This window comes from Nonomuraea sp. B19D2, assembly GCF_040137845.1.
Taxonomy (GTDB): domain Bacteria; phylum Actinomycetota; class Actinomycetes; order Streptosporangiales; family Streptosporangiaceae; genus Nonomuraea.
Genome location: NZ_JBEFAK010000021.1, coordinates 45,613 through 72,245 on the forward strand (window position 1 = coordinate 45,613; position 26,633 = coordinate 72,245).

Sequence of the window (26,633 nt, forward strand, 5' to 3'; positions counted from 1 at the left end):
CGTTTCGGCCGCGTGCGGCCGGATAGCGTCGTAAGTGTGATTCGTGTGTTCCTCGTCGACGATCACGAGGTCGTGCGGCGGGGTGTCGCGGCGCTGCTGGAGGCCGAGCAGGACATCGAGGTCATCGGCGACGTCGGCACGGCCGAGTCGGCGATCGCCCGCATCCCCGCGCTGAAGCCCGACGTGGCGGTGCTGGACGTGCGCCTGCCCGACGGCAGCGGCGTCGACGTGTGCCGGGAGGTACGGTCCCGAGTGCCCGGGCTGGCGTGCCTGATGCTGACCTCGTTCGCCGATGACGACGCGCTGTTCGACGCGGTGATGGCCGGCGCGTCCGGCTACGTGCTCAAGCAGATCCACGGCTCCGACCTGGTCGGCGCGGTCCGGACGGTGGCCGCGGGACAGTCGCTGCTCGACCCGCAGACCACCGCCGCCATGCTTGAGCGCCTGCGCCGGCAGGCGACCGCGAAGGACCCCCTCGCGGCGTTGTCGGAGCAGGAACGGCACATCCTTGAGCTGATCGGCGAAGGGCTGACCAACCGGCAGATCGGCGAGCGGATGTTCCTGGCCGAGAAGACGGTCAAGAACTACGTGTCCAACCTGCTGGCCAAGCTCAACATGCAGCGCCGCACCCAGGCGGCGGCGCTGGCGGCGCGGTTGCGCGACGGCCGTCGCGAATGACGCCTCCTACATCCCCGGGGGGACCGTGAGGAGGTCGTCCTTGTCGAAGGTCACGTCGGACCGCACGTCCACGACGCCCTCGATCATCCGGATCTTCTCCGTCAGCGCGACGGCCTGTGATCTCCACTCGACCGCGCCGCTGATCCGCACCACGCCCTGGTCGATCTCGATGGTGAACGTCTCGGGACTTGGCAGCACGGCTCCGATGTCCGCGTCCAGTTCCTCGGCCGGGCGGGTGACGGCCCGCAGCACGTCACGCTGGTGCAGGGTGCCCATGATCCGCCCGGTGACCACGTTGATCACGGGTATCTGCTTGATGCGCGTCGCGTGCATCAGCAGGGCCGCGTCCCGCACGCAGGTGCCCGGCGTGACAGTGATCGCCGGCGAGGTCATGAGCTGAGCCGCCATCGTGTCCGCCGGCTTCTGGTGGTCCTGCCGCTGCCTGACGGGCTCGGACATCGGCACGCCGGGCCGTACCGTGTCGGCCTCCGTGAGCAGCAGGTCGTCCTCGAAGACCACACCCACCGGCCGCCGGTCCGCGTCGATCACGGTCACCGCGCTCACCGCGAACCGTTTCATCGCCTCCGCGATCTCCGTCAATGGGGCGTCCTTCATCACGGCGATGGCCACACGGCCCATGATGTCCTTGACCTCGATCGCCATGACATCCTCCTCCAGTGCGCCGGCACGGACTCGCGCAGGAGTGGCGAATGTCCCGCCGGTCGCTCACCAACCCCTCGTGCCCGGCCCGCGTGACTGCGTGCCCTGCGACGTGTCCCACGTCCCGCACGGCATGTCAGAACCGCCGAACCAGCCGGCCGAGTCCCGCTGCATCTGGAAGATCTCGGCACGCCGGTCATCGCGCGCTTCGGCGGCGAACGCGGCGACCTCGCCGAGCTTGGACCACCCGGACACCAGCAGCTGCTGAGACATCGTGACCGACGTCATGTGCTGGTCGATCATGTCGCACAGGAACGCCTTGTCCAGCGCATCACCCGACAGCCTGGACATATCGCGCATGAGTGAGGCGTAGCCGGTCCCCGTACCCGAACGCTCCGGATACCACTTCTCCAGCCAGGCCTTCATCGTGGCGGTCTGAGCGCCTTCCGTGGCCGAGATCGAGACCCCGAGCGCGCGCATCTGAGGCCGGTCCGAGCGTTGCAGGTGCCGGGCCGCCGCCACCGCTTCGTTCTGGTAGGCCACCATGCGGGCCAGATAGTCGGCCTCGTCACTTACGCTCGCGTCGAGCATCGGCCCGGCGGACTCCGCCGTGCCCCACCCCGCCAGTGGCGCGGCGCTCGCCTGCCCGGATGTGATCTGCGTGACCTGCTGGGCCACATCGGTGGCTGCGACGGTGACGCCGGTCAGGGCCACGGTCGCCAGCACGGATCCAGCCGCGATCCTCGCAACTGCCGACCGTTTCATGTCCCGACTCCAACACTCTGTCCAAGAATTGGCTTTTCCCTCTTCCTTTCCAGGCTGGCGGTTGCCCCCCGTACCGGGCCAGGGCCGTACGACCCTCATGACCGGGACCAACGGCCTTCGCCGGCACCTGTGAGACGTGGCGTGGCACGTCTCGGAGCGTCATCGCGCGCGGCCTCGAGAAGGTGTCCGGGGCAGGACGGGCTCCAGGTGGAACATCCCGGTGACCACCTCACCGGGTGTCTCGGCGGGCCGGACCCGTCCGGCGACGGCCGACAGCACGTCGCGTGCCGTGACCAGGCCGACCAGTGTGCCGCCGTCGACCACCGGCACGGCGTCGCATCCGGCGTCGAGCATCACGGCAGCGACCCGGGCCAACGGGGTATCCGGCAGGACCAACGGCCTGCGCTCGCACCCGAGCAACGCCCGGACCTGGCGCCTGGACTGCTCATAGGGCCCGCCCGACCAGGACGCCGCCAGCTGCTCGCGGGTCAGGACGCCCAGCACGTGACGCCCGTCAACGACCGGCAGGTGGTGCACGTCAGCGCGGCGCATCAGCTCCCAGGCCATCAACGGCGACTCGTCCGGCTTGACGACCACCAGAACACGGCTCATCACCTGCCTGGCGGTCAGCGATTCGACGGTCATGACTTCCCCTACTCCACCCTCGCGACAACGAGCGCGCCACACCCGGGGACAAAGTCACGAAATGTTGTGACATTGGTCCCATAACCGGCGGGACGGTCGGCTGGGATTCAGCGGAGTGTCGCGCCGGCGAGCAGCTGGGCGAACCGTGGAGGTGTGCCGGCCTCGGACCACATCGTTCGCTGCCGGGCGGCGCCCGTTCCGCGGCCGGCGAGCCGGTCGATCAGCAGGGCGACCGGTTCGGGCTCGGGCAGGCGCGGCAGGAGGTGCTCCAGCAGGGCGCGGTGCGGCATGGCGCGTGAGGTGTACGGATCCACGGCGAGCGCGTCCAGGCCGTGGCGGGCGGCGGCGTTCAGCTCGGCGACGACCTGCCTGTCACTCAGCGTCTTGATCGGCACACCACGTGCCGCGTCGGCGATGGCCAGGCAGACAAGTGCTCGTGCCATGGCGGCCATCAGGACGGCGTCCTCGACCGAGAGGCAGGTGTCCATGACGCGAAGTTCCACTGTCGGGTAACGCGGCGACAGGCGGGCGTGGAAGTACACGCTCCGCTCATCCATGGCACGGCCGCAACGGATCAGGTGGCACACGGCGGCGTCGTAGTCGGCCGCCGATCTCCATGCCCGGGGAGGCGCCGCCGTCGGCCAGCGGCTCCACTGCCGGTGGCGGCGGCTGGCCCAGCCCGTGTCCACCCCGTCGGCGATGGGGGAATTGGCGCTGAGTGCCAGGAGCGTGGCCAGGAAGGGCCGGAGCCGGGTGAGGACCTGTACGCCCAGCTCGCGGGAGGGCACGCCGACGTGTACGTGGCAGCCGCAGGTGCCGGAGCCCGCGACCAGGCCATGGCGGGCCGCCAGCTCGTGATAGCGGGCGTCGGCCGTGAGGGCGGACAGACCGGGCGGGTGTCGCGGAACGGTGCCGGAGGCGACCAGGTGGCAGCCCAGCTCCTCCGCCGCGCGCGAGGCCAGCATCCGGTGGCGGGACAGCTCCTCCGCCAGCTGCTCCAGGTCGGTGCACACGCCGGTGACCGTCTCGAGCTGGTAGCGCATGGCCTCGGCTTTGATGTGGGGGTCGCCGCCGAGCAGCGCCAGGACCGCCGGGGCGCTGAGGGCCGGGCGGCCGTCGGCACGGTCCAGCAGCAGGAACTCCTCCTCCACCCCCACCGTCAGTGTCCGGCTCCCGGAACAACGTGCCACAGTGGTGGCGACCGTGCCGCCCGCTCCCATCGCGGCCTCCCCGAAGCGATGACCCGCTCAGCTTCAGGATCGCCGTTCGACAAGATCCTCAGAAGTGACCAAAGTCCCTGCTCAGTGGGACTTCCGGCCCTTGTGCGGGCCCTTCACGGGCACCCCGGCTGCACGCCGCGATCGGCGCCGGTCGTCAGCCCAGAGCGTCGAGCAGCTCGCGCTCGCGCCGGACGCTCAGGCCGGCGCGCCGGTCCCGATCCAGGCCCTGCTCGCGTTCCCAGGTCAGCGTGTCGGCCAGCAGCTCCGCCCGGGGCCGATGGCGGAGCCCCGCGGCGCGCGCCGCGGCCCCGCTCCGCGCCGAGAAGCCCTCCCAGCCCTGCTCGACCAGCCACATCGGCAACGACTCGGCCCCCATGTACTCGGCCACGCCGTTCGCCAGCAGCCACGCCGAGTCGGCGGCGACCACCGGACCGGTGTGCCCGCCGATGGTGCGGGACAGCTCGATCCACTCTCCGAACGGAACGACCGGACCGACCGCGTCATATGTGCCGGCTCGCCCCGCCTCCCCGGCATCCAGCAGCCAGGCCGCGAGGTCCCGCACGTCGACTGCCTGTGTCGGCAGGGCCGGCGCGTCGGGAACCAGCATCGGCCCTTGCGGATCGCGCGCGGCACGGGCCACCCAGTAGCCGGAGCGTCCGCTGCGATCGCCCGGTCCGCCGATGAGACCGGCGCGCGCGATGAGGAGGCGGTCGCCGACGGCCGCCGCCGACGCCTGCTCGCAGGCGACCTTCGCCTCGCCGTACGATTCGCGGCCGGCCTCGTCCTGATCGGTCGGGGCGAGCAGCGCCGTGGACTCGTCCGCGTCCGGCGCGGCATGGGAGGCGTAGGCGCTGGCGGAGGACACATAGGCCCAGTGCCCGGCCCTGCCGCCCAGTGCGTCGAGCGCCGCACGGACGAAGCCCGGCTGCCATGACACCTCGATGACCGCGTCCCATTCGCGGTCGAGCAGCGGCTCGTACGCCGCAGGAGCACGCCGGTCGGCGGCCACCAGCCGCGCTCCGTCCGCGACGTGTCCGCTCTCACCGCGAGCCAGGCACGTCACCCGATGACCGCGCTCGACCGCCTGCCGCGACAGCTCCCGGCCCACCCACGCCGTCCCACCCAGAATCAAGATCTCCATCCCGACACCCAAGCACCGCGAACATCGGACACCCACCCGGGTTCACTGACAGCGGACCCGATCCGCTGTCAGCGCACCCGGGACCCGCCGCAGGGCGGTGCGTTTTGCCTGGTCTTGGGGGGCCGTTCATTAATCTGCGAAGAGGTGATGTCCCGCGTCCGCTGTGATCGGCATCGGACCGATGGCATACCTCTCGTGGCTTGGGGGCGAGAGGATGGTGGTGAACGGGCCCTCCCCCGCGGCTTCGGGGGAGAAACGGCTTCGGCTGCTCGTCTCGGCGTGTGCCGGGCTGAGCGACATCGAGGTGCTCGAGTACGCCCTGGACCAGGCGGTCGCCGCCACGCACGCGCTCGGCGGGATGATCCACTGGGCCGGCCCCGTCGGCAGCCGGCAGCCGCGCATGGTGGCCGCCTCCGGGCTGCCCCCGGCCGCGCTGGAGACGTGGGGACAGACCCGGGACGTGGTCATGCGGGTCCTACGCGACGGAACATCCCTCCGCGTCCCCCTCACGCGCTCCGCGTCTGAGGCGGCCGGGGCGATGCCCGTGATGATGACGGCCGTGCCGCTGCACGGTCCCGACACGCCCGTGGGCTGCCTGTCCGTGTTCTGTGACGAGACAGTGGAGCCGGACTTCCTGCAGTCCTTGGCCGCTTGGCTGGACAAGCGGCTGGCCAGGACCGGTGCCGGTTCGGCCGCGAAAGGTCCGTGGTTGCAGGAGCGGTCCGCCGACTCCGGGCTCAGGCAGGCGTTGAAGGCGGTCAAGATCGGATCCTGGGACTGGAACATCCGCACCGGTGAGCTGTGGTGGGACGACCCGGCGCTGACCCTGCTGGGCATCGATCCCGCCACCGCACCGCACCACATCGACACCTGGGCGGGCATCGTCCATCCGAAGGACCTGCCCAGGGTGATGGCCGCGACCGAGGAGGCCATCCGCACCAGGGCACTCTACGAGGTCGAGTACCGCGCCCGCCGCCCGGACGGCACCACAGGCTGGATGCACGCGCGGGGCCGCCTGCTCCTGGACGAGCGGGGCGAGCCGGTCCGCATGGTCGGCACGGTCTGGGACACCACCGAGAGCCGCGTCGCCCGCGAATCGGCCGGCCGCGCGCTGCGCGACATGAGTGACGCCTTCATCGCGCTGGACCGCGACTGGCGGATCACGTTCGTCAACCGCGTCGCCGAATCCCTCCTCGGGTCCGCCGAGCTGATCGGCCAGATGGTGTGGGACCTGACCGTCGGGTGCCCGCCCGAGCTGCAGGCCATGTGCCGCCAGGTCGCCGCCGAACGCGTGCCCGCCAGCCTCGACGTACGGTGGCCGACCGACGACCGGTGGTACCACGTGCGCCTGGTGCCGGTGCCGGACGGCCTGACGCTCTACCTCGCCGACATCACCGAGAAGCGCGTCCAGGACGAGCAGCGCGCGGCCGCCGTACGGGCCGCCGCCGAACGCGCCACCTGGATCCAGGAGCTGACCCTCGCCCTCGGCGAGGCGGTCACCCTCCGCGACGTCATGCAGGTCATCGCCCGGCGGGTGCTGCCGCCGTTCGACGCCGCGGGACTCACCGTGCTGGCCGGCGAGGGGGATCACCTGCAGGTGGTCGAATCCATCGGGCGTCCCTCCGACATCCTCGGCGAGTTCCGGAACCGGACGACCCTGGCCCCCGCGGCCCTCGCCGACGTGTGCCGATCACACGTACCGATCTTCATCACGTCGAAACCGGAACGCCGCGCGCCGGACGGCGACGAGGCCGGACGGACGGCGTGGGACACGGACAGCTGGGCGGTCCTTCCCCTGCGCGTGCCCAACCAGCCCGCGGGTTGCTGCGTGATCTCCTTCGACCGGCCCCACGAGTTCGCCAGCGAGGAACGCACCCTGCTCACGGCGCTCAGCGGGCTGATCGCCCAGACGCTGGCGCGGGCCCGCATGTACGACGTGGAGCACACCCGCGCCCAGGAGCTGCAGCGGCACCTGCTCCCCCGCGATCTGCCGTCGTCGCCCTGCCTCGCCGCAGCGGCCCGCTACCTGCCCGGCGGCACCGCGGCAGTCGGCGGCGACTGGTACGACATCATCCCGCTCTCGGCGGACCGGGTCGCCCTCGTCATCGGCGACGTCATGGGCCACGGCCTGACCGAGGCCGCCACCATGGGCCGGCTGCGCACCGCCGTACGCACCCTCGCCGACCTCGAGCTGCCGCCGGGAGAACTGCTCGCCCACCTCAACGACCTGGTCAGCGACCTCGGCGACGACTTCTACGTCACCTGCCTGTACGCCGTGTACGACCCGGCCGACGGCCGGTGCGCCATGGTCAGCGCCGGCCATCCGCCGCCTGTCCACGTGCTCCCTGACGGCACGGTCCGCGCCCTCGACGTGACCTCCGATCCGCCTCTGGGCGCCGCCGCGCCGCCGCTCAGCACGTACGAGCTGCACGTGCCCGAAGGCAGCCTGCTCGTGTTCTACACCGACGGCCTGATCGAGTCGCCCACCCGCGACGTCGACAAGGGCATGGCCGAGCTCACCGAGCTCCTGACCGGCCTGCGCCCCGGTCCCTCGGACACCGACCTCGACCGGCTCTGCGAGTCCGTCACCGCGGCCATGCTGCCGGCCCAGCAGCAGATCCCCGACGATGCCGCCCTGCTCATCGCCCGCACCCACCGCCTCGCGGCTGAGAACATCGCCTCCTGGGACCTTCCTGACGAACCGATCGCGGCTCGCGAGGCCCGCGAGCACGTGCGGGAGCAGCTCGCCACCTGGCGGCTGGACGACCTCGTCGCGACCACGGAGCTCATCGCCAGCGAGCTGATCAGCAACGTGATCCGCCACGCCAGAGGCCCGCTCAACCTGCGCCTGATGCGCAGCCGTACCCTCATCTGCGAGGTCACCGACGGCAGCCTGACCACCCCGCGGATCCGTCGTGCCGCCGAGACCGACGAAGGCGGCCGCGGCCTCCAGCTCGTCGCGGCTCTCTCCCAGCGCTGGGGAACCCGCTTCACCACCGACGGCAAGTGCATCTGGACCGAACAGGCCCTCCCCGCCGCGGGCGCGGCCGGGGCGTGACAGGCCCGGCTGGAAGAGATCGCCACCACACCGGCCCCACACCCGGGCTTCCTAGATTCGACTCGCCAAGTGATCCATGGCGAACGGAGGAAGCAGCATGCCAACTCAGACCGTTGAACTGCCGACGTTCTCGCTGACGGGAGACGCCGTGCCGAGCGTGACGACTGACGCCCCGCACGAGCGCGCGTGGACCCCGCCCTTCTCCTCTCCTCGCGCCGAGTAACGGGGCCCGAGTAACGGAGAACGAGATGGCCGGCGGCGGGATGTCCCCCGCCGCCGGTCCCCTACCGGTGAAATCGAGGTGACGTCATTGGCTCCCGTATCGAATGTCGAGCTGACCTCCGACATCGATCTGGCACTCGGCTCGAACCGCCGGTTCGGTTCCGCCGAGGCGATCGAGGCCAGGAACCTGGCCCGCTACCGGCTGGGCCTTCAGGTACTGGCCCGCTACCACCCCCACGCCGCCGGCAGGCTGTCGCGGCTGTCCCTGGCGGGCGACGCCGAGCTGCGCCCGCTGATGTACGACCCCGTCCTGCGCAACGCGTTCGAGAACGACATGACCGCGCTGGAGCGGCAGGCCGGCGAGGCCGCCGACCTGGTGGCCTACCTGGAGAGCGGGGTGGCGGACGCGCTCGACGGCGTCGGGCCCTGTGAGCGCCTTTCTCGCCCAGCGGTGCGTCCGTGGCCGGATCGCGCCATCTCGTGGGTGTGGACGGACCTCGCGACGGGCTCCGAGCCTGAGCTGGCACTGAGCGCTCGCCTGGAGGAGCTGCTGGCAGGGACGCTGTCCAAGGACGGCTCCGGCAGCCGGGTGCGTCCCGATGCCGGCCTGCTCGCCGGGCTGCGCCAGGCCGCCGAACTCCTCGCCGAGCTGCTGCCCCACACGGGCGCCGGGGTGCTGCCGCACGTCTCCCTGGTCGGGTTCGTACGGGATGAGCTGGCCGACGGAACCCTCAACTCGATCTCCGGCGGCGACCCGCTGCCCTCGGCTCTCTTCCTGGCCCCTGAGCGGCTGGCCGATCCCTGGACCGCGGCCGAGACGCTCTTCCACGAGGGACTGCACCTGAAGCTGTTCGACGTGCTGCGGACCGGCTCCATGGCCGCCGAGTCCGAGCGGCTGATCCCGATCCCGTGGCGCGTGCAGCCGTGGACGCTGACGCGGGTGCTGTTCGCCATGCACGTCTACGCCCACCTGGTGCTGTTCCGCGCGGCGGCCGCGCAGGCGCCGCCGGCCCTGCGGGCCCGGTACGGCGAGCCGCCCGCGGCCGAGTTCGTCGATCTGGCCACCCCCGGCAGCCAGGCGGCCGCCGGCGGCGGGTACACCACCAGCCTGGAACGGGTGACCTATCTCGCCCAGCAGGCCGCCCAGGTGTACGGCGAGCTGCTGACCCCCACCGGCAGGCAGTTCGTCGACTGGCTGATCGGCAGCGTGGCCCCCATCGCTCCCGGAATCCTGCCCGGACCGGCGCCCGCCGCGACCCGGCCGGCCGTGGAGGTGACGTTGGCGGCGCGGGGCTACCGCCGGGCGGAGCCGGTGCAGGTGTGCCCGATCCCCGAGCAGCGGCAGCTGGTGGCGTTCTCTCCGGCCCCGCCGAGCTTCCGCTGGCTGAACGACCACGCCTGGACGATCTACGCGCTGTGCGACGGCCGGGACCTGTCGTCGCTGCGTGAGCGGTACAGCCAGGTGGCGGGGCCCGGCGCCGAGGACCGGCTGAGCCCCGGGCTGGCCGGCCTCCTCCAGGCCGGGCTCATCGTGCCCGTGGGTTCCTGAGGAGCCCACGGCTACCCGGCCGCCCCCAGCTCCTTGAAGATCTGTTCCGCGGCGGCGAGGTGGTGGCCGGCGGCGGCGCTGTCGCCCTGGTCGGCGTAGGCCTCGCCGAGCTCCTTGTGGGTCTCGGCGAGGCCCTTGCGGTCGCCGATGCCGGATCGGATGCGCAGCGCCATGGCGAAGTGCGCGAACGCGTCCGTCTCCCATCCGAGAAGGTGATAGAGCCCGGCCAGGTCGTTGATCACCTGACCCTCGCCCCGCGCGTCGCCGGTTTCCCGATGGATGGCCAGCGCGCTCAGGAGATGCCCGAGCGCGGACTCGTGCCGGCCGAGCTTCGCCTCGGTCAGGCCGATGTTGTTCAGTGCACGCGCTTCGCCCTTGCGGCTGCCGGTGGACCGGCGCAGCGCGAGCGCCTCGCGGTAGAGCTCCAGCGCTTCGGCGTGGCGGCCGCGGGCGTCCAGCACCACGCCCAGGTTGTTGAGCGTGTTGGCCTCGCCGTGGGTGTCGCTCGTGCGCCGGTGGATGGCCAGCGCGCGTTCGTAGTGGGCGACGGCCTCCTCCATCCGGCCCAGGTTCCGCAGCACGATGCCGAGCAAGTTCAGCGTCTGCCCCACGGCGTCGTCGTCGCCCGCGTTCTCGAGGATGTCCAGTGCCTCGCGCAGTTCGGCGAGGGCCGCGTCGTATCGGCCGAGCAGCCAGGAGACGGTGCCGATGCTGCGCAGCGCGGCGCCCGTTCCGGCCGGGTCCCCGAGGCGCTGGTAGATCTCCAGTGCTCTGCGGTGCTCTGCCAGGGCCTCGGGGTAGCGGCCCAGGTACTCCAGGGTCGCGCCGAGGTTGTTGTGGGCCACGGCGGCCTCCAGGTGCTCGCCGGCCCGCTCGGCGGCGCTCGCGGCCAAGGTGTGCAGCTCCGCGGTGCCGGCCAGGCTGTGGCGTAGACGCAGCAGCCGGGCCAGTGCCGCGGGCAGCCGCCAGGCGGCGTCCAGGTCGTGGGCGGCGGCGTGCCGGGTGGCGGCGAGCACGTTCTCGTACTCGTCCTGCAGCACGAGCGGGTCGTCGATGGTGCGGTACCACTCCAGCAGCCGGCGTACGGTCTCCTCGCGCACCACCCCGTCGTCCTCGGCCTCGGCTCGGTGGCGGGCGTAGTCGAGCAGAAGATCATGGAGGTGGTAGCGCTCCTCCGGCGACCGGCTGTGACGGGCCTGAATCAGGCTGCCCGCCCGCAGCGCGTCCAGACGGGCACGGGCCTCCGCGGCGGAGACGCCGAGCATCGCGGCCAGCGCCCTGGCCGTGAAGCCGCCGCCACCGGGGACCAGGCCCAGGCGGCGGAAGGCGATCCGGTCGGCCTCGGTCAGTGCCCGGTAGGACAGGTCGAAGGTGGCGCTGACGGCGGCGGACGGGGCGTCGCCGAGGTGCAGCGTACCCAGTCGTCCGCGCTCGGCGAGGTCCGCCACGTACGTGGCGATCCGGCGATGAGGGTGGTCGGCCAGATGAGCGGCGGCGATCCGCAGGGCCAGCGGCAGGTGTCCGCACTGGTGGGCGAGTTCGGCCACGGCGGCGGGCTCGGACTCGCAGCGGTGACCGATGACCGCGGACAGCAGGGCGACCGCCTCGGAGGCGGTCAGGATGTCGAGGTCGACGGTACGCGTCGCGTTGCGCAGCGCCAGGCCGGAAAGCCGGTTCCGGCTGGTGACCAGCGCCAGGCAGCCTTCGGTGCCCGGCAGCAGCGGCTGGACCTGGGCGGAGTCGGCCGCATTGTCCAGCAGCACCAGCACGCGCCGGCCGGCGAGCAGCCGCCGATAGGCGGCGGCGAGCTCGTACTCGCCGCCGGGCACCTGCTCCGGAGGCATGCCCAGGGCGCGGACGAACCGGTCCAGCGCCTCCCGAGGCGTGATCGCCTCCTCCGGCCGGTGCCCACGCAGCTCGATGAAGAGCTGCCCGTCGGGGAAGCGCTCGGCCATCCGGTGGGCCCAATGCACCGCGAAGGCGGACTTGCCGACGCCGGGCATGCCGCTGATGACGGTCACCGCCGCCAGGCGGCTCTCGGCCAGCGCGGTCAAGTCCCGCAGAGCGGCACCGCGCCCGGTGAAGCCGGCCAGGTCTGGGGGAAGCTGCCGGGGTACGGGCGCGTCGAAGCGGTTGCGGCGCTCCTGTTCCCGCTGGAGGATCCCGGCCCGTGCGCGGCGCAGCTCCGGCCCCGGATCCAGGCCGAGCTCCTCGGCGAACACCCGGCACGCCTCGTCATAGGCGGCCAGTGCCTCCCTGGGTTGCCCCGAGCGGTCCAGGGCGTCGATCATCCTGCTCCACAGGGACTCGCGCAGCGGGTGTTCCGCCAGCAGCCCGCGGACCTCCCCGGCGATCAGGGCGTGCCTGCCGAGCCTGGCCAGCGTGTCGGCGTACTCCTCGAAGACGGCCAGCCGAAGCCCGTCGAGCCGGAGCCGCTCCGCCGCGATCAGCGATGACTCCGGCACGTCCGCGAGCGCCCCTGCCCGCCACAGGCCGAGGGCCTCCTGGAAGCGTCGCACGGCACGGTCCAGGTGGCCGGCCTCTGCCAGTTCCCGTGCCAGGGCGGCGAGCTGCTCGAAGACCTGGGCGTCCGACGAGGTGTCCTCGAGCCCCAGCCGGTACCCGCCCGGCTCCCTGACCAGCCCGCCGACGCCCTTCCCGCGCAGCCGGGAGATCAGCGAGTGCAGGGTGCTCTCGACACTCCGTGGCGGCGCCGTGCCCCACAGCTCATCGACCAGGCGTTCGACGGGAACGGTCCGCCCCGCTCTGATCAACAGGATCGCCAGCAGCGCACGCTGCTTGGGCGCGGTCAGCGGCACCCGTGAGCCGTCGTGCCAGAGCTCCAGAGTCCCGAGGATCCGGAATTCCACGCTGCCCCCTTGAGCGCGCAAGCCCCGCGCAAGCCTGGTCTGGCAGTTTAGATCTAGATCGGCGCCGTCCGCTAACACGGATTCGGCCTGTCCCTATTCAGGAGGTGGTCGTGCTCCCGACGTCCCGTGGACCCCAGGTCGGTCTGCTCGGCCCGGTCCAGGTCGTCCGCGGCGACGGCGTGGTCCCGGTTCCGGCACCGAAGCACCGCGTCGTTCTCGCCATCCTCGCGATCAACTCCGGCCGCCCCGTCTCGGCGGACCGGATCATCGAGGAGCTCTGGCAGGGCTCCGAGCCCAAGTTCGCCCGCAAGACGTTGCAGGGATACATCTGGCGGCTGCGCCGCGTTCTCGGCGAGGACCTGCTCACGCGAGGGGGCGGCTACGAACTGCGCGGCACCCCGCAGGGGACGGACGCCGCCCGCTTCGAGCGGCTGCTGGCCGAGGGTCAGCGGGCGCTCCGAACCCGTGCACCGAGCCTGGCCCGCGAGCGGCTGGACGCGGCGCTGGCGCTCTGGCGCGGGCCCGCGCTCGCGGACGTGCCTGCCGGCCCGATGATCCGGGCGCACGCCGACCGGCTGGAGGAGGCGCGACTGCTGGCCGTCGAAGCCATGCTGGAGGCCGATGTCGAACTCGGCAGGCAGGCGGCGACGATCCCCGTGCTTCGCGAACTCACCGCCGCGCACCCGCTGCGCGAGTCGCTGCACGCGCTGCTCATGCTCGCCTTGTACCGGTCAGGACGCCAGGTCGAGGCCCTGTCGGTGTACGCCGGCCTGCGGGCGACGCTGATCAGCGAGCAGGGCCTGGAGCCGGGCAGGGCGGTGCGGGAGCTCCATCGGAGAATCCTCGCGGCCGACCCCGCCCTCGACTGCGCGCTCTAGGCCTGCGGAGATGGTGAAACTTTCACCGGGAACGGGCCGCCGACCTGCCCGGAGGCGAACCGCCGGGCGCCGCGCAGGCAGTCTCGTTGACGATCGTTCCTGACTTCGAGTCCACTTGATCGAACCGCACCACTGCCAGGTCCTTCCCGCAGGCTCGCCCCCATCGTCGCGCCCAGAATCGGACTCTCATGAGGACACGCATGAGGACACGGCTGCTGCTGAGCTCGCTCGTCGTCGCCCTGGTCACGGCGCTCACGCCGCGAGCCGAGGCGGCGGCGGGCGACGGCTCCCCCACCGACGCCAACATCTCCTTCACCGGGCGGTGGGACACCTCCGCCGCCACCGCGTACGTGCCCTACTGGGCGGGCGCCTATCTCACCACCGGCTTCACCGGCAGGACGGTCAAGCTGAGGCAGCGCAACACCATCGACCTCTACTACAGCATCGACGGCGGCGCATGGGTCTACATCCAGAACGTGCGCGGCACGGTCAACCTCACCCCGGCGCCGCTGGCCGCGGGGAACCACACCTTACGCGTCTCCTATCGGGTCGTCGCGGGGTCCTACCACGGTGACGCCGTCTTCCAGGGCCTCGTGCTCGACCCGGGAGCCACGACGTACGCGACCGCGGTCCCGCCCAAGCTGATCGAGTTCGTCGGAGACTCCATCACCGTCGGCACGACCACCTCCAAGAACGCCCTGACCGCGTACGGCTGGCTCATCGGCGAGCGCCTCGGGGCCAGGCACACCCAGATCGCCCAGGGCGGCGCGTGCCTGGTGGCGACCGCGGACGGCTGCGTCGGCCTGGAGGCGCGCTTCCCCAAGCTGAACCCCAACGCCGACACCCCGAACTGGAACTTCTCCCGCTACCAGGCCAACGCGGTAGTGATCAACCTGGGCACCAACGACGTGGGACACGGCGTGAGCACCACGACCTTCCAGGCGTCCTACACCCACCTGCTGCAGGTGGTCAGGGCGGCGTACCCGGCGGCGGCGATCTTCGCGCTGGAGACCTTCACCAGGCGGTACGCCACGCAGACCCGGGCCGCGGTCGCCGCCCGCAACTCCGCGGGCGACGCCAACGTCTACTACGTCCCCACCGAGGGCTGGCTGACCAGCGCGAACATGTCCGACAACGTCCACCCCAACGACAGCGGCCACGTCGTCATCGCCGATCGCCTGGCGCCGATCATCGCCGGCCGGCTCTGAGCCGCGTCACCCCAGGTCTGCTTCCTCCCGGATCTCCAGGGCCGTGCCGGGCCGATCCAGCTCGAGCAGCACGATCTCGTTCTGCCCGGCCCGCAGCAGCGGCGCCGGGACGTAGAGCGTGCGCTGCGGGCCCTTGTCCCAGTAGCGGCCCAGCAGGACGCCGTTCACCCAGACGTACCCCTTGCTCCAGCCGGGCAGCGCGAGGAACGCGTCGGCGGGCTCGGCGACGTCCAGCTCGCAGCGGAAGAACGAGCGGGCCTCACCGATCACCTCCGAGCGGAACGGCACCGCCGAGACGTCGCCCAGCGGGATCGGCGTCGCGGTGCCGCCGTGCAGATACTGGTGCTGGTGCAGCACCCCGCCGAGCAGCCCCTTCCGCTCACCCATCAGCGGCCCGTAGTTCGGCCTGCCCATGGATTCCACCAGCAGTTCCACGGTGGCGGGGCCGGGCACCCGCACTTCGGGCGCCGGCTGGTCCCGCTCCAGCACCGCGACGAACTCGCCGTCCACGAAGAGGTGGGCGCGGTCGCGCAGGTCCGGCACGGTGAGCGGGTGCGGCTCGCGGGGCCCTGGCACGTCCATCCGGTAGAGCACCAGGCCGTGGTTCAGGCCCAGTTCCTCGAACGACGGCGGGACCGGGGCCGTCACCTCGGGCAGGGCGATCGCCTCCAGCGCGTCGCGCAGCCGTGCCGACGCGGTGGGCGCGAACGTCGCCGGCGGCAGGGTCGCGGGCGGCGGCGGCACGTCCGGCAGGTCCTTCGCGTAGCGCGACAGCACCTCCCGGTAGCGCCAGTACTTGTCCGTGGCGGCGCCACGCTCGTCGATCGGCGCGTCGTAGTCGTAGGACGTCACGATCGGCCGCCACTCTCCGGACGCCATCTCGCCCGTCAGGTTCGCCCCGGCCCAGGTGCCGGGGTTGCTGCCGCCGTGCGCCATGTAGAGGTTGACCGAGGCGCCTGCCGCGAGCACGCGTTCGAGCACGTCGGCGGCGTCCTCGGCGTCGCGCACGACGTGCTGCTGCCCCCAGTGGTCGAACCAGCCGCCCCACAGCTCCATGCAGAACAGCGGATCGCCGGGCCGGTGCGCGCGCAGCGTGGCGAACGCCTTCTCCGGGTCGGAGCCGAAGTTCACGGTGGCCAGCACGCCGGGGAGGGTGCCGCCGGTCAGGAACAGGTCACTGGGGCCGTCGGAGGTGAAGAGGGGGACCTCGACGCCGCGAGCGGCCAGCCCGTCGGCCAGGTGGCGCAGGTAGGCGCGGTCGGTGCCGTAGGAGCCGTACTCGTTCTCCACCTGCACCATGATCACATTGCCGCCCCGGGTGACCTGGCGGCCGGCCACCTCCGGGATGATCCGGTCGAGGTACCGGTCAACGTGCGCGAGGTATTCGGGGTCGCTCGTCCGGATCCGGCCGGTGATCCAGGCGGGCAGGCCGCCGTTGTCCCATTCAGCGCAGATGTACGGCCCCGGCCGCACGATGGCCAGCAGATCCCGCTCGGCGGCCGCGTCCAGGAACGCTCCGAGCTCCGCCACCCGGTCGAAGACGCCGGGACGGGGCTCATGCAGGTTCCAGGGCACGTAGGTCTCGACGGTGTTGAGCCCCATCGCCCTGAGCATGGCCAGGCGGTGCCGCCACTGTCCGGGGTGCACGCGGAAGTAGTGCAGCGCTCCCGACAGGACCCGGAACTCCTCCCCGTCCAGCCGGAACGCGCCCGCCTCTATCGTGAAATTACGCATTTGTCCTCTTTCGGGTAGGCTTTCGCGGTCCCGAGCATGGCCGAGCGGGCGGCGGCAGGCCATGGACAAACCGCTGGCATTTATTGGATTTGACGTGTGCGCTGGGGAGAACGGACCGATGGCGTTCCGGCAGTGGATGCGGTACCTCACACCGGACGCCCGGCACCGCCGGCTGGGGCTGGTCTGCCTCGGCGTCGGCCACCAGCAGGGCATGCTGCCCGTGGTGGGGCCGCGCGTCCTGCCCCACCACGTCGCGGTGGTCGTCGACGAGGGGTCGGGCTGGTTCTCGCAGGCGGGCGGGCCAGCCACAGAGGTGGAGGCGCCCGCGGTCATCTGGCTGCTGCCCGGCGTCGAGCACCATTACGCGCCGCGTGCCCCCGGCTGGAGCGAGTGGTTCGTGGACTTCACCGGACCCGCCGCGCACGCCTACCAGGACCTGGGCTTCGTCGATCCGGAATGTCCGGTGACACCGCTCACGACCGCCGGGCCGGCCGTGCACGCCATCGGCCGCATCGCGCAGGCCGTCCGCCGCGGCGGGCCCTACCTGGAGGTGGAGACGTCGGCCATCGTGCACGAGGTGCTCGTCGCGCTGCGGCACGCCCGCGCCGGCGAGGACCCGCTGGGCCATCCGGTCCTGGAGAGCCTGGCCCGCCATGCGTGCCTACCCGTCCCGATCTCCGAGCACGCCCGGCGCCTCGGCATGCCGCTGGCCGAGCTGCGCCGCGCCGTGCGGCGGCTGGCGGGGATCAGCCCGAAGGACTACGTGCTGTCCATCAGGCTCAACCAGGCCAAGGACCTGCTGGCCACCACCGATCTCCCCATCGCCGCCGTGGCCCGGCGGGTCGGCTACGACGACCCCGCGTACTTCACCCGGCTGTTCACCCGCCGCGCCGGCCTGCCGCCCAGCGAGTTCCGCGCCCAGCAGTATCGGGGTTTCCGGTGACGTGACCACCGCCGACCAAGACGAGAGGAGTGCCATGGTCTCCACCATTGGTGAGGGCCTTCGCATCGCCGTGCTCGGCCTGGGCGAAGCGGGCGGCGCCATCGCCGTCGACCCTCAACCGGCCCGACAGCCTGGCGGGGGCGCTCGACGGCGGCCCCGGGCCTTCATGTCCAACGCGCTGCGCTGGTTGCCGCAGCTGCGGGCGGGAGACACGGTGCGGGTGCCGTTCGCGAACGTACGATCTGCGCCGCGACGGTCGGCGGCTGCTCCAGATCGGTCAGATCGGCGGGCAACGCGCCATGCTCGCCGCGATACGCGGCGATCTGCCGGGTCCGGTTGCGGATCTCCGCCACGGTTACCCCGTCCGGCAGCAGCGCGCGCAGCGCCTGCCATTCGACATCGGTACGCGCTCGCGGGTTCTGTGGCCAGGTCGCCAGGATCGCCGCCACCAGGCGGCGGTGCAGCGCCAGCCGCAAGGTACGGGCGGCCTGCTCCTGCGCGCAGCGCACCACCCGATCACAGACATGCACGCCCACGAAGGGGATCGTGCCCCAACCCAGTCGGCGGACAGCCATCCAGCCCTTCGACGGCAACGCCCGCCCGTCCAGCCCGACCCCGCGGGCCAGCACATCCGAATCCGCCGCATTCCACCGGGAGGCAACCAGACGGGCGCTCAGATCTTGTGCCAGACCTGCCAGCCAGGCGACCCGCTGCGCCAGCAGCGGCTGAGGGACGACCTGACCGGTCTGCTCCACCACCGCGCCATGAGCGGTACAGGTCGCGGTCGCGGTGACCCTACTCAACGACCGCCCCGGTTCCGGGACTGGCCGAAGGCGACAAACGACCGCGCCGATCAGGCGCACCACAACAACCGTGGCCATGCTCGACCGCCTCCACCAGCAAGCCGCTCGACGGCATGCCGCCGAGCGGCGCTCGTATCGGCAGACGCACCACACGACCGGCACATCCTGACCGCAGACCAACCGGCACGCCCTGCACCCCCGCCCATCCCAAGCTTTCACAGTGAGTAACCGTAAGGCTACCAGCGCTTGACCCTGCTGGATAGAACATGTGAACGACACGCGCTCGTGGCCCCATGTCGCACAGCCGACGCCCGGGCCGAGAGCCGACACGGTTTGATCCAGGGGAAATCTGGGCGCGTGAGCTTGGACGGATACCTCCGCCGCATCGGCTTGACCGGTCGTACCAGGCATAGGCGCGTCCATCGGCGGCCCTCGGTCGATCCCACCGCAATGCCGCAACACCCGCGCCATCGGGTGCACACCCAGACACTTGGCTACCGCCGCCAACCTCAACAGAGCCATGGAGAGATCAAAACCGAGCCTTAGGTTCCCATAGCGAAAAGGGAGGACCGTTCAAACCCTCGCCGCGCCCGTGGCCCACCGCCCGATGACGGCGACCGCCGAGGTCCGCGCCTCCGGAACGATGGCCGTTCAAGCCTTGACCATCGCCGTACGGGACGCCGCCGGCGACATCGTCGACTTCCCCGGCGCGATCGCCACCACGCTCTCCACGACCGTGACGACCTTCAGCACGGAGCCCAGGGCCTACCCGGCGGGCACGTACACCTACTTCGTCGCCTACCTGGTCGACGACGTCTGGACGGAGCTGACCCCGCGCAAGACGTTCACCGTGGCGGCCAACCCTGTGACGTTCGACCAGGATTTCACCGGCGCGGCCGGCCTGGGGCCGAACGCCGGCCTCAGCAGCCCGGTATGGTTCAACGACCCGTGCTGGCGGCAGGCCTGCACCGGCAGCATCGCCGAGTACAAGATGGACCACGCCAAGCTCGACGGGCAGGGCAACCTCGTGCTCACCGCCGACGACCAGGTCACCCCCGGCGCCATGTGCGGCTGGAAACCCGGCACGGACCAGAGCTCCGAACCGGACCTGCCCTGCCGGTACGCCTCCGCCCGCCTCACCATGCTCGACTGGGAGCACAACGAGGGCCTGCCCTCATGGTCGCAAGCGGGAGGCCATCTGGAGGTGCGGATGAAAGCCCCGCTCGGCAAGGGCCTGTGGCCGGCGTTCTGGACGATCGGCGGGAACAACGCGCAGGCCGGCTGGCCGCCGAGCGGCGAGATCGACGTGGTGGAGACGCTCGGGAACCACCCGACGCTGGTCGAGCAGCACGCGCACGGCGGGCCGGAGGGCGGCGACATCAACTTCGGCGACAGCACCGAGCTGCCCGAGGGCGAGAGCATCGCCGACTGGCACACCTATGCCGTGGACTGGGACAACAGCGCCACCGGCTACATCAAGTGGTCGATCGACGGCGTGGTCACCCGCACCATGACCGCCGCCGCGGCCGGCTCCGCCTGGGACCTGTCCTTCCGGCACCCGCACGCCCTCATCCTCAACCTGGCGGTCGGCGGCGGTGACGGCTGGGTCGGCGACCCGGACGCCGACACGGTGTTCCCCGCGCAGCTCGTGGTGGATCACGTGCGCGCCTACCAGAAACCGCTGGCATAGAGGCGGTGACGGCAGCGCCGGGGGGCCCCGGGGGGCCGCCCCCCGGCCCCGGTGGCCCCCGGCCGGTTTCTCAGGTGGACATGCAGACGTTGCCCGTCAGACGGGTGCTCTCGACTCGCACGATCTCGATCTTCACCGTGGTCACCTCCCCCCGCATACCGCGCAGGCTGGATTGCGCTGCCACTCGTCGGGGTTTCGGTCGAGAACGGCGACTCGAAGCTGGCCGCACTGCTCGGCCTCGCGGAATCGGAACTGCGGCTCGGCCGGCTGGACAACACCTTCGGACATCTCGGCACCGCCCACCGGTTCGCCGAGGAGTCGGGCATGAGCGCCGGCCAGGTCCTGCTCGGGCTCGCCCGCGCCGAATATGTCGTACGAAACTATGACAAGGCGCGCGAACTGGCCGGCCGATCCCTTTCCCTGAGCCAGAACCACAGCCCGCTGGACATGCCGCGGCTCCATACCCTGCTGGCGGCGATCCACCTGGCGGAGGGGGCGGGTGGGGAGAGCATCCGGGCCGGTGAGCAGGCAGCGGACCTGGCCGCCCGCTCAGGACAGCGGCTGGAACAGGCCCGCGCGCTGCTGATTCTCGGACACGCCCGGCAGCTGGCCGCTGATCATGAGCGCGCGCGAATGAGCTGGCAGCAGGCGCACGAGCTGTTCACCGCCATCGGGACGCCGGAGGCGCACCTGACCGCGTCGCTCCTGCGATGACGGAAAAGGACGACGCGGGCCGGCCGGGGTGGGCGATCATGGAGGCATGCTGCGCATCCTCGGCCTGTCCGCGGCCGAGCAGGCACTCTACGAGGCGCTGGTGGAGCACTCCCCCGTCACCCTCGAAGAGCTGGACCGGCTCGCCGCCCAGCACACCCCACCGGGGCTGACCGGCGCCGCCGTCCTCAGGCTCGAGGAGCTCGGGCTGATCGCCCGGCTCCCCGAGGATCCGCCCCGGTGCGTCGTCGTCCCGCCGGAGATGGGGCTGGACGCGCTGATCCGCGAGCGGGCCCGCGAGCTGGCCGACGCCCGGCTGCGCGTCGGCCAGCTCTCCACGCGCTACCACCGGACCACGGCCGCGCAGGAGTCCGGCGGGCTGGTGGAGGTGGTCATCGGGCGGGAGGCGGTCCTGCGCCGGTTCGAACAGCTCCAGCGCGGCACGCGCCAGAAGATCCGCGTGTTCGACGCGCCGCCGTACGCGGGCGTCGTGGGCGGGAACACCCTGGAGTTCGACCTACTGAGCCGCGGCGTCGACTACCGGGTCGTGTACGACAGGCGGGCCATCGAGGTGCCGGGGACCTTGCCGGCCATCGCCGACTACGTCGCCGCCGGCGAGCAGGTCCGCGTCGGCGACGTCCCCATGAAGCTGGTGCTCAGTGACTATCCCATGGCGCTCGTGCCGCTCCGCCACGACCTGCAGATGGTCGAGTCCGCCCTCGTCGTGCACGACTCGACGCTGCTGGACGCGCTGACGGCGCTGTTCGAGATGTACTGGGAGCGGGCGGTGCCGCTGCACGTCAGCCACGGACGCGCGCAGCTGGCCGAGACCACGAGCCCGACCGGCGCGCAGCGGGACCTGCTCGCCCGGCTGGTGGCGGGCCAGACGGACAAGGCGATCGCGGCCCACCTCGGATGGAGCGACCGCACGGTACGCCGCCACGTCAGCGCGATGATGATCCAGCTGGACGCCCAGACCCGCTTCCAAGCCGGCTACCAGGCCGTCCTGCGCGGGTGGCTGACCGACGAGAAGAGCTCGCAGGATGACGCACCCACCGCATGACGGCCCCGGCGGCAGAGCCGGGCACGCACTCGGCGCGGCCGGGCTCACGCCGGACGAGGAGGCGGTGTACGAGCTGCTCGTCGACTGCTCGCCGGCCACGCCGGCCCGGGTCGCGTCACTGGGCGCGGCGGCCGGACTGCGTCCGGAGGTGCTGCCCGGCCTGCTCGGGACGCTGGAGGCCAAGGGGCTGGTCACCAGGTCCTCCGACGAGCCGCCGCGGTATTCGGCCGTCGCCCCGGAGGTCGCCCTCGACGTCCTCCTGGTCACAGCCGAACGGCAGCTGCTCCAGGCCCGCGAGCGCGCCGCCGAACTCGACCGGGCCTACCAGCGCCGCGCCACCGAACAGGCGCCTCCGGTCGTCGTCGAGGTCGTGACGGGCCACCGGGCGGTGCAGCAGCGGCACGCGCAGATGCAGCGGGCGGCATCGCACGAGTTGCGCTGCTTCTCCAAACCGCCCTACTTCGACCCACAGGGCAGCGTGGCGGCGCAGCACGAGCTGCTCGCCCAAGGCGTCACCGTACGCATGATCTACGAGCGGGAGTTCGTCGACCGGCTCGGGGCGTTGCGCCAGATCGAGACGATGATCGGGGCGGGCCAGCAGGCGCGGGTGCTGCCCAGCCTGCCCATGAAGCTCTACCTCATGGACGACCGCTTCGCGCTGCTGCTCCTGCGGCACCAGCCCGACGATCCCGACGCCGACGCCGCGCTCGTCGTCCACCCGTCAGGCCTGCTCCAGGCTTTGAGCAGGCTCTTCGAAGGCCTGTGGCAGCGGGCTCTGCCCCTGCGCCTGCGGCCGCCCGCGCCGGGCGCCGCGTCGTCCCGCACCCGCCAGCCCGGCCACGACGACGAGCGGCTGATCGCCCTGCTCGTGGCCGGGCTCACCGACGAGGCCATCGCCCGCCAGCTCGGCATCGGCTCCCGCACGGCGGAGCGCCGCATCGCGGACCTGATGAGCCGGCTCGGCGCCCACACCCGCTTCCAGGCAGGCGTCCAGGCGGCCTTCCGCCATCCCCCGGCCACGGATTGAGCTGATCTGCACCTTGCCAAGCAGGCGCTCAGGAGAGATACGTGGAGGAAGATCCATGTCCTATGGAGGAGACGTGTCGGTGATTCCCGGACCGCCCGCGCGAGGCGACGGCGGGCTGCATGACATCGCTTCCGCAGGCGGCCTGCACGCCTACCAGCTGCGGCTGCACGCTGAATACGGGCCGGTCGTACGCTTCGAGCTGCCCGGCGCGGCCTCGGCGGTCTCCGTCGCGGACCCGGTGCTGCTCGAGGCCACTGCCGGGATCAACAAGCGGCCGGAGGAGCTGTTCGAGTTCCTCGCGCCGCTGTGTGAGGCCGGTAACCTGCAGACCCTGCCGGCGGACGAGCACACGCCGTGGCGCCGCGCGGTGCTGTCCGTGCTGGCCGGCCGCCGCTCACACGAGGCCCACTTCGCCGGCCTGGCCGCGCTGGCCGGCGATCTGGCCGACCGGTGGGCGGAGCGCGCCGGCGCAGGACCGGTCGAGCTGCAGAAGGACCTGAGCGCGCTGTCGCTCCGGATGATCTGCCAGTACGCACTCGGCAACGGCGTCGACGACCCGGAAGAGGTCGTGACGGCCTTCGAGGTCGTGCTCACGGAGTACCTGGGCCGCCTGTACCAGCCCGCCGACCCGGGCACAGAGGAGCAGGGGCGAAAGCGCGCGCAGGAGGCACTGACCTACCTGCGCGCAGTCGTGAACGGCGTGCTCGCCTCCGCCCGGCCGGACGGCAACGACCTGGTCGCGGCTCTGGCCGCGGCCGGGATGAGCCCGGCCCGCATACGGGACACCGTGTTGATGATCATGCTTGCCGCCCACCACACGACCGGCGTGGCGGTCTCGTGGACCCTCCACCTGCTCTCCCGGCACCCCGCTGAGGCCGCACGCGTCACGGCGGAGATCGACCAGGTGCTGGCCGATCGTGTCATGCCCGAGTACGCCGATCTCAAACGGCTGCCCCGGCTGCAGATGGCGCTCAAGGAATCGATGCGCCTGTATCCGCCGGGTCCGTACGGGGCTCGCGAGACCACCGAGGACCTCGTCCTGGCCGGCTACGAGATCCCCGCCGGGACGACCATCTTCTACCCGTTCTGGGCCGTCCACATGAACCCGCAGTACTGGCCGGATCCCAAGGCGTTCATCCCTGGTCGTTTCGCTCCGGAGGAGGCCGCCAGGCGGCCTCGCTACTCCTACATCCCGTTCGGCCTCGGACCGCGCAGTTGCGAAGGCGCGAGCCTGGCCATGGTGGAGGCCGAACTGGTGCTGGCGATCCTGCTGAGGCGATTCCGCTTCCAGCCGGCCGCCGGGCACGACGTCGTCCCCGTCGAACGGTTCGTCTTGTGGGCCGCCGACGGCATCCGCATGAACCTGACTCCTCGATCAGCACCCCGGTGACCTGGTCCCGCCGCCCGGCCCGCGCCCGAGAGTCGTCTGCGGAGCGCGATGTCCGAATACCGCCGGGGCCGGCGGCGGGCCCGGCGTTATACCTGGTGGACAAAGCACACGGAGGGACAACGGACGACATGCCGACCCCGACACGCTCGCCGCTGGTCCGCACCTCGCGGCTCCCCGCTGCCGCACCGGCCGGGCACACCACCGCCGAACTGGCGGCGCTGTTGGACCTGCTCACCGAGCAGCGGCCCCGGATCGAGACGGTCACGCTCGGCCACGGCCGCGACGCCGCCTCTACCACCGCCGCCCAGGCTTTCGCCCGCGCCTGGCACGCTCAGGGCGGGCAGATCCTGACAGTAGTCACCTGGCCGGAGGAGGCCGCCTCCTGGCTGCGCCCGGCCACCCGCTTCGCCGCGGGCGATCCCGATGCCTGGGTCGTCGCCGGCGCCGCGCTGGGATGGGCGCAGATGAGCCGCCGCCTGCGGCACAGCACCACCTGGGACCCGGCGCGGACCTTCGCCTTCGCCTCGATCGGCGACATCGAGACCCTGCGGCTGGCCGGCCCCGGCACCCTGGACGGGTTGCGCGGGGCCTCAGCCGACGGCGGCCGCTGGCGGATCGGCCGCCACTCCATCACCCAGGACACGCCTCCGGCGCGCGACGGCTCGACGTAGAGGCGGAATGTGTAACATATGACGCACTATTGCCGGCGAACAGCCGATCCGCCATGGGGAGCCGGAGCCGCCCAGTGAAGCCGGCTCGACGGCCACGCCGGAGCCTTCCGCTTGAGCGTGGTCTCTGCTGTGCCCACGGCGCAGCGGGTGCCGGGCGGGGGCACGGCCAGCGAGATCAGGTACTGGTCGAAAATGTCCGTCTGGCACTTGTCCTTGCCGTAGATACGGTGCCCCCAGCCCTCGTAAGTGAGCAGCACCGCCTTGGGGCCGAGCTGGCGGGCCACGTTGGCGGACCAGCCGTACGGGGTGGCAGGGTCGTGCAGCGAGCTGCCGAGCAGCAGCGGAGCGCTGCCCGTGTACCGCAGCCGATGCGGCGGGTTGGTGGTGGGGTAGTTCAGGCAGATCGGCATGTCATCGATCGGGTACGGGTGATACCGCATGTCGGGGGCCAGCCGAGCGGAGCTGCGCCTGAGCGCGGCGTACTCCCGGTAGTCACGCACCCGGAGGTTGTAGTCCTGGCACAGCACCGCGGTCGGCAGCTCGGCGACCTCCCCCGCCACGGGCTGCCGGCCGGGCAGCGGCGGCAACCACTCCGGCAGCGGCCCGCCGGCCAGGGCGTTGATCACCTCGCTCAGCAGGCGCCAGTCGGGCCCCTCGTTGCCCAGCACGCCGTTGTAGATGACCTGCAGCTCGGTCATCGGGCGATCCGTCACGCCCGGGTAGTACAGCTCACCGCGTCGCGCCTTCGCCAGCAGGTCCTGCCAGATCGCGCGGATGTCACGCCCGTGCAGGACGCAACTGCTGTCGGCCTCGCACCAGGCGGCGAACTCGTCGAACCCGTCCTCGGCGGCGATCGCCTCGGTGTCGAGGAACCCCTTGACGCCGAGGCTGTGGTCCATGTTGCTGTCGAGCGCGAGCGCCCGGATCCGGCCCGGGAACAACTCGGCGTACATCTGCCCGATCAGGGTGCCGTACGAGATCCCGTAGTAGGTGAGCCGCTCCTCGCCGAGGGCGGCGCGCAGGGCGTCCAGGTCACGCGCGACGTCGGCGGAGTCGACGTGGTCGTAGAGGGGACCGGTACGGGCCCGGCAATCCTTGTGCAGCTTCCTGGTGAAGGCGTTCCAGGCGTCGAAGTCGGCCTGGCTCGCCATGACGGTGTGCGGCATCTGGTTGTACACGGACGCGGAGCAGATCACCGGGTTGCTGCGGCCCACGCCCCTGGGGTCGAAGCCGACGATGTCGAACCGCCGCTGGAGCTCCTCGGTGAAGAAGCCGGGGGCGCCGTAGGCGGCCTCCACGCCCGACCCGCCCGGGCCACCCGGGTTGATCACCAGGGAGCCGATCCGGGCGGCGGGGTCGGTGGCCTTTCGCCGGGCGACGGCGAGGTCGATGGCCGGCCCGTTCGGCTCGGACCAGTCGATCGGGACGGTCAGCGTGCCGCACTCGGCGGCGGGCTCCTCTGCACAAGGCGCCCAGGCGATGCCGCTCTGCCCGGCGGCCGCCGTGGCTCCTGCCGCGGCGGCCCCGCTCTCAGCGGCAGCGTTGGACATCGGAACGGGTAAGAGCACCAGCGCCAGGAAGGCGGCGGCGAACAGAGATGATCTTCTTCGCACGTTGCTCCGATCGTCGGTCGGACGGCCGGCCTCCGTACGTCGCGCCGGCCCGATTTCGATCATCCCAGTCCGGCGCCAGGACGGCCGCGAAACC

Annotated in this window: 22 protein-coding genes; 13 read left to right on the top strand and 9 right to left on the bottom strand. The window is 71.7% G+C overall.

What is annotated here, in order from left to right; genetic code table 11:
- Nucleotides 1-36: 36 nt before the first annotated feature.
- Nucleotides 37-678, top strand: coding sequence for a response regulator transcription factor (locus ABN273_RS32920; protein ID WP_349452976.1), 642 nt, complete (start codon nt 37-39; stop codon nt 676-678).
- Between the two features lie 6 nt (nt 679-684).
- On the opposite strand, the gene ABN273_RS32925 is transcribed toward ABN273_RS32920, so the two are convergent.
- From ABN273_RS32925 to ABN273_RS32945, 5 genes are all read right to left on the bottom strand, one after another.
- On the bottom strand, nt 685-1,341 hold the full coding sequence (locus tag ABN273_RS32925) for a CBS domain-containing protein (protein ID WP_349452978.1): 657 nt from the start codon (nt 1,339-1,341) through the stop codon (nt 685-687).
- 63 nt (nt 1,342-1,404) lie between these two features.
- A complete protein-coding gene (locus ABN273_RS32930) occupies nt 1,405-2,103 on the bottom strand; it encodes a DUF305 domain-containing protein (protein ID WP_349452979.1) in 699 nt (232 codons plus the stop codon).
- Between the two features lie 159 nt (nt 2,104-2,262).
- Complete coding sequence (locus ABN273_RS32935) at nt 2,263-2,748, bottom strand: CBS domain-containing protein (protein WP_349452980.1); 486 nt, start codon at nt 2,746-2,748, stop codon at nt 2,263-2,265.
- A 107-nt stretch (nt 2,749-2,855) separates the two neighbouring features.
- Nucleotides 2,856-3,968, bottom strand: coding sequence for a carboxylate-amine ligase (locus ABN273_RS32940; protein ID WP_349452981.1), 1,113 nt, complete (start codon nt 3,966-3,968; stop codon nt 2,856-2,858).
- 154 nt (nt 3,969-4,122) lie between these two features.
- A complete protein-coding gene (locus ABN273_RS32945; RefSeq protein ID WP_349452982.1) occupies nt 4,123-5,109 on the bottom strand; it encodes an NAD-dependent epimerase/dehydratase family protein in 987 nt (328 codons plus the stop codon).
- 220 nt (nt 5,110-5,329) lie between these two features.
- Here ABN273_RS32945 and ABN273_RS32950 point away from each other — a divergent pair, with 220 nt between their 5' ends.
- The 3 genes from ABN273_RS32950 (at nt 5,330) to ABN273_RS32960 (ending at nt 9,938) form a co-directional block, all read left to right on the top strand.
- Nucleotides 5,330-8,167: an ATP-binding SpoIIE family protein phosphatase gene (locus tag ABN273_RS32950; RefSeq protein WP_349452983.1), complete on the top strand. Its 2,838-nt coding sequence runs from the start codon at nt 5,330-5,332 to the stop codon at nt 8,165-8,167.
- 97 nt (nt 8,168-8,264) lie between these two features.
- Nucleotides 8,265-8,390 (top strand): hypothetical protein, encoded by a 126-nt coding sequence (locus ABN273_RS32955; protein ID WP_349452984.1) that lies wholly within the window; start codon nt 8,265-8,267, stop codon nt 8,388-8,390.
- 87 nt (nt 8,391-8,477) lie between these two features.
- Entirely contained in the window at nt 8,478-9,938 is a 1,461-nt protein-coding gene (locus ABN273_RS32960; protein ID WP_349452985.1) for an aKG-HExxH-type peptide beta-hydroxylase, read from the top strand.
- Between the two features lie 11 nt (nt 9,939-9,949).
- Here the strand turns inward: ABN273_RS32960 and ABN273_RS32965 are convergent, their stop codons facing one another.
- A complete protein-coding gene (locus tag ABN273_RS32965) occupies nt 9,950-12,808 on the bottom strand; it encodes an AfsR/SARP family transcriptional regulator (protein WP_349452986.1) in 2,859 nt (952 codons plus the stop codon).
- Between the two features lie 110 nt (nt 12,809-12,918).
- On the opposite strand from ABN273_RS32965, the gene ABN273_RS32970 reads away from it, so the two are divergent.
- Together ABN273_RS32970 and ABN273_RS32975 are read left to right on the top strand one after the other, a co-directional pair.
- Nucleotides 12,919-13,686: an AfsR/SARP family transcriptional regulator gene (locus tag ABN273_RS32970; RefSeq protein ID WP_349452987.1), complete on the top strand. Its 768-nt coding sequence runs from the start codon at nt 12,919-12,921 to the stop codon at nt 13,684-13,686.
- Nucleotides 13,687-13,886: 200 nt separating this feature from the next.
- Nucleotides 13,887-14,894, top strand: a complete 1,008-nt coding sequence (locus ABN273_RS32975) for a GDSL-type esterase/lipase family protein (protein WP_349452988.1) — start codon at nt 13,887-13,889, stop codon at nt 14,892-14,894.
- A gap of 6 nt (nt 14,895-14,900) precedes the next feature.
- On the opposite strand, the gene ABN273_RS32980 is transcribed toward ABN273_RS32975, so the two are convergent.
- The gene (locus ABN273_RS32980; RefSeq protein ID WP_349452989.1) at nt 14,901-16,628 is read right to left on the bottom strand and encodes a glycoside hydrolase family 35 protein; all 1,728 of its coding nucleotides are present in this window, start codon (nt 16,626-16,628) and stop codon (nt 14,901-14,903) included.
- A 118-nt stretch (nt 16,629-16,746) separates the two neighbouring features.
- Here ABN273_RS32980 and ABN273_RS32985 point away from each other — a divergent pair, with 118 nt between their 5' ends.
- Nucleotides 16,747-17,571 carry a helix-turn-helix transcriptional regulator gene (locus ABN273_RS32985; RefSeq protein WP_349452990.1) on the top strand — a complete coding sequence of 275 codons (825 nt, stop codon included), beginning with the start codon at nt 16,747-16,749 and terminating at the stop codon, nt 17,569-17,571.
- 164 nt (nt 17,572-17,735) lie between these two features.
- Here the strand turns inward: ABN273_RS32985 and ABN273_RS32990 are convergent, their stop codons facing one another.
- Nucleotides 17,736-18,452 carry a hypothetical protein gene (locus ABN273_RS32990; protein WP_349452991.1) on the bottom strand — a complete coding sequence of 239 codons (717 nt, stop codon included), beginning with the start codon at nt 18,450-18,452 and terminating at the stop codon, nt 17,736-17,738.
- Between the two features lie 514 nt (nt 18,453-18,966).
- Between ABN273_RS32990 and ABN273_RS32995 the strand changes: the two genes are divergently transcribed.
- The 6 genes from ABN273_RS32995 (at nt 18,967) to ABN273_RS33020 (ending at nt 24,926) form a co-directional block, all read left to right on the top strand.
- The gene (locus ABN273_RS32995; protein ID WP_349452992.1) at nt 18,967-20,064 is read left to right on the top strand and encodes a glycoside hydrolase family 16 protein; all 1,098 of its coding nucleotides are present in this window, start codon (nt 18,967-18,969) and stop codon (nt 20,062-20,064) included.
- 324 nt (nt 20,065-20,388) lie between these two features.
- On the top strand, nt 20,389-20,778 hold the full coding sequence (locus ABN273_RS33000; RefSeq protein ID WP_349452993.1) for a hypothetical protein: 390 nt from the start codon (nt 20,389-20,391) through the stop codon (nt 20,776-20,778).
- Nucleotides 20,779-20,824: 46 nt separating this feature from the next.
- Entirely contained in the window at nt 20,825-21,838 is a 1,014-nt protein-coding gene (locus ABN273_RS33005) for a LuxR C-terminal-related transcriptional regulator (protein ID WP_349452994.1), read from the top strand.
- The gene (locus ABN273_RS33010; RefSeq protein WP_349452995.1) at nt 21,819-22,865 is read left to right on the top strand and encodes a LuxR C-terminal-related transcriptional regulator; all 1,047 of its coding nucleotides are present in this window, start codon (nt 21,819-21,821) and stop codon (nt 22,863-22,865) included. Before ABN273_RS33005 ends, ABN273_RS33010 begins: the two co-directional genes overlap by 20 nt.
- Before the next feature lie 55 nt (nt 22,866-22,920).
- Nucleotides 22,921-24,255, top strand: coding sequence for a cytochrome P450 (locus tag ABN273_RS33015; protein WP_349452996.1), 1,335 nt, complete (start codon nt 22,921-22,923; stop codon nt 24,253-24,255).
- A 128-nt stretch (nt 24,256-24,383) separates the two neighbouring features.
- Nucleotides 24,384-24,926, top strand: a complete 543-nt coding sequence (locus tag ABN273_RS33020; protein ID WP_349452997.1) for a hypothetical protein — start codon at nt 24,384-24,386, stop codon at nt 24,924-24,926.
- Nucleotides 24,927-24,952: 26 nt separating this feature from the next.
- On the opposite strand, the gene ABN273_RS33025 is transcribed toward ABN273_RS33020, so the two are convergent.
- On the bottom strand, nt 24,953-26,539 hold the full coding sequence (locus ABN273_RS33025) for an alpha/beta fold hydrolase (RefSeq protein ID WP_349452998.1): 1,587 nt from the start codon (nt 26,537-26,539) through the stop codon (nt 24,953-24,955).
- Nucleotides 26,540-26,633 lie beyond the last annotated feature (94 nt).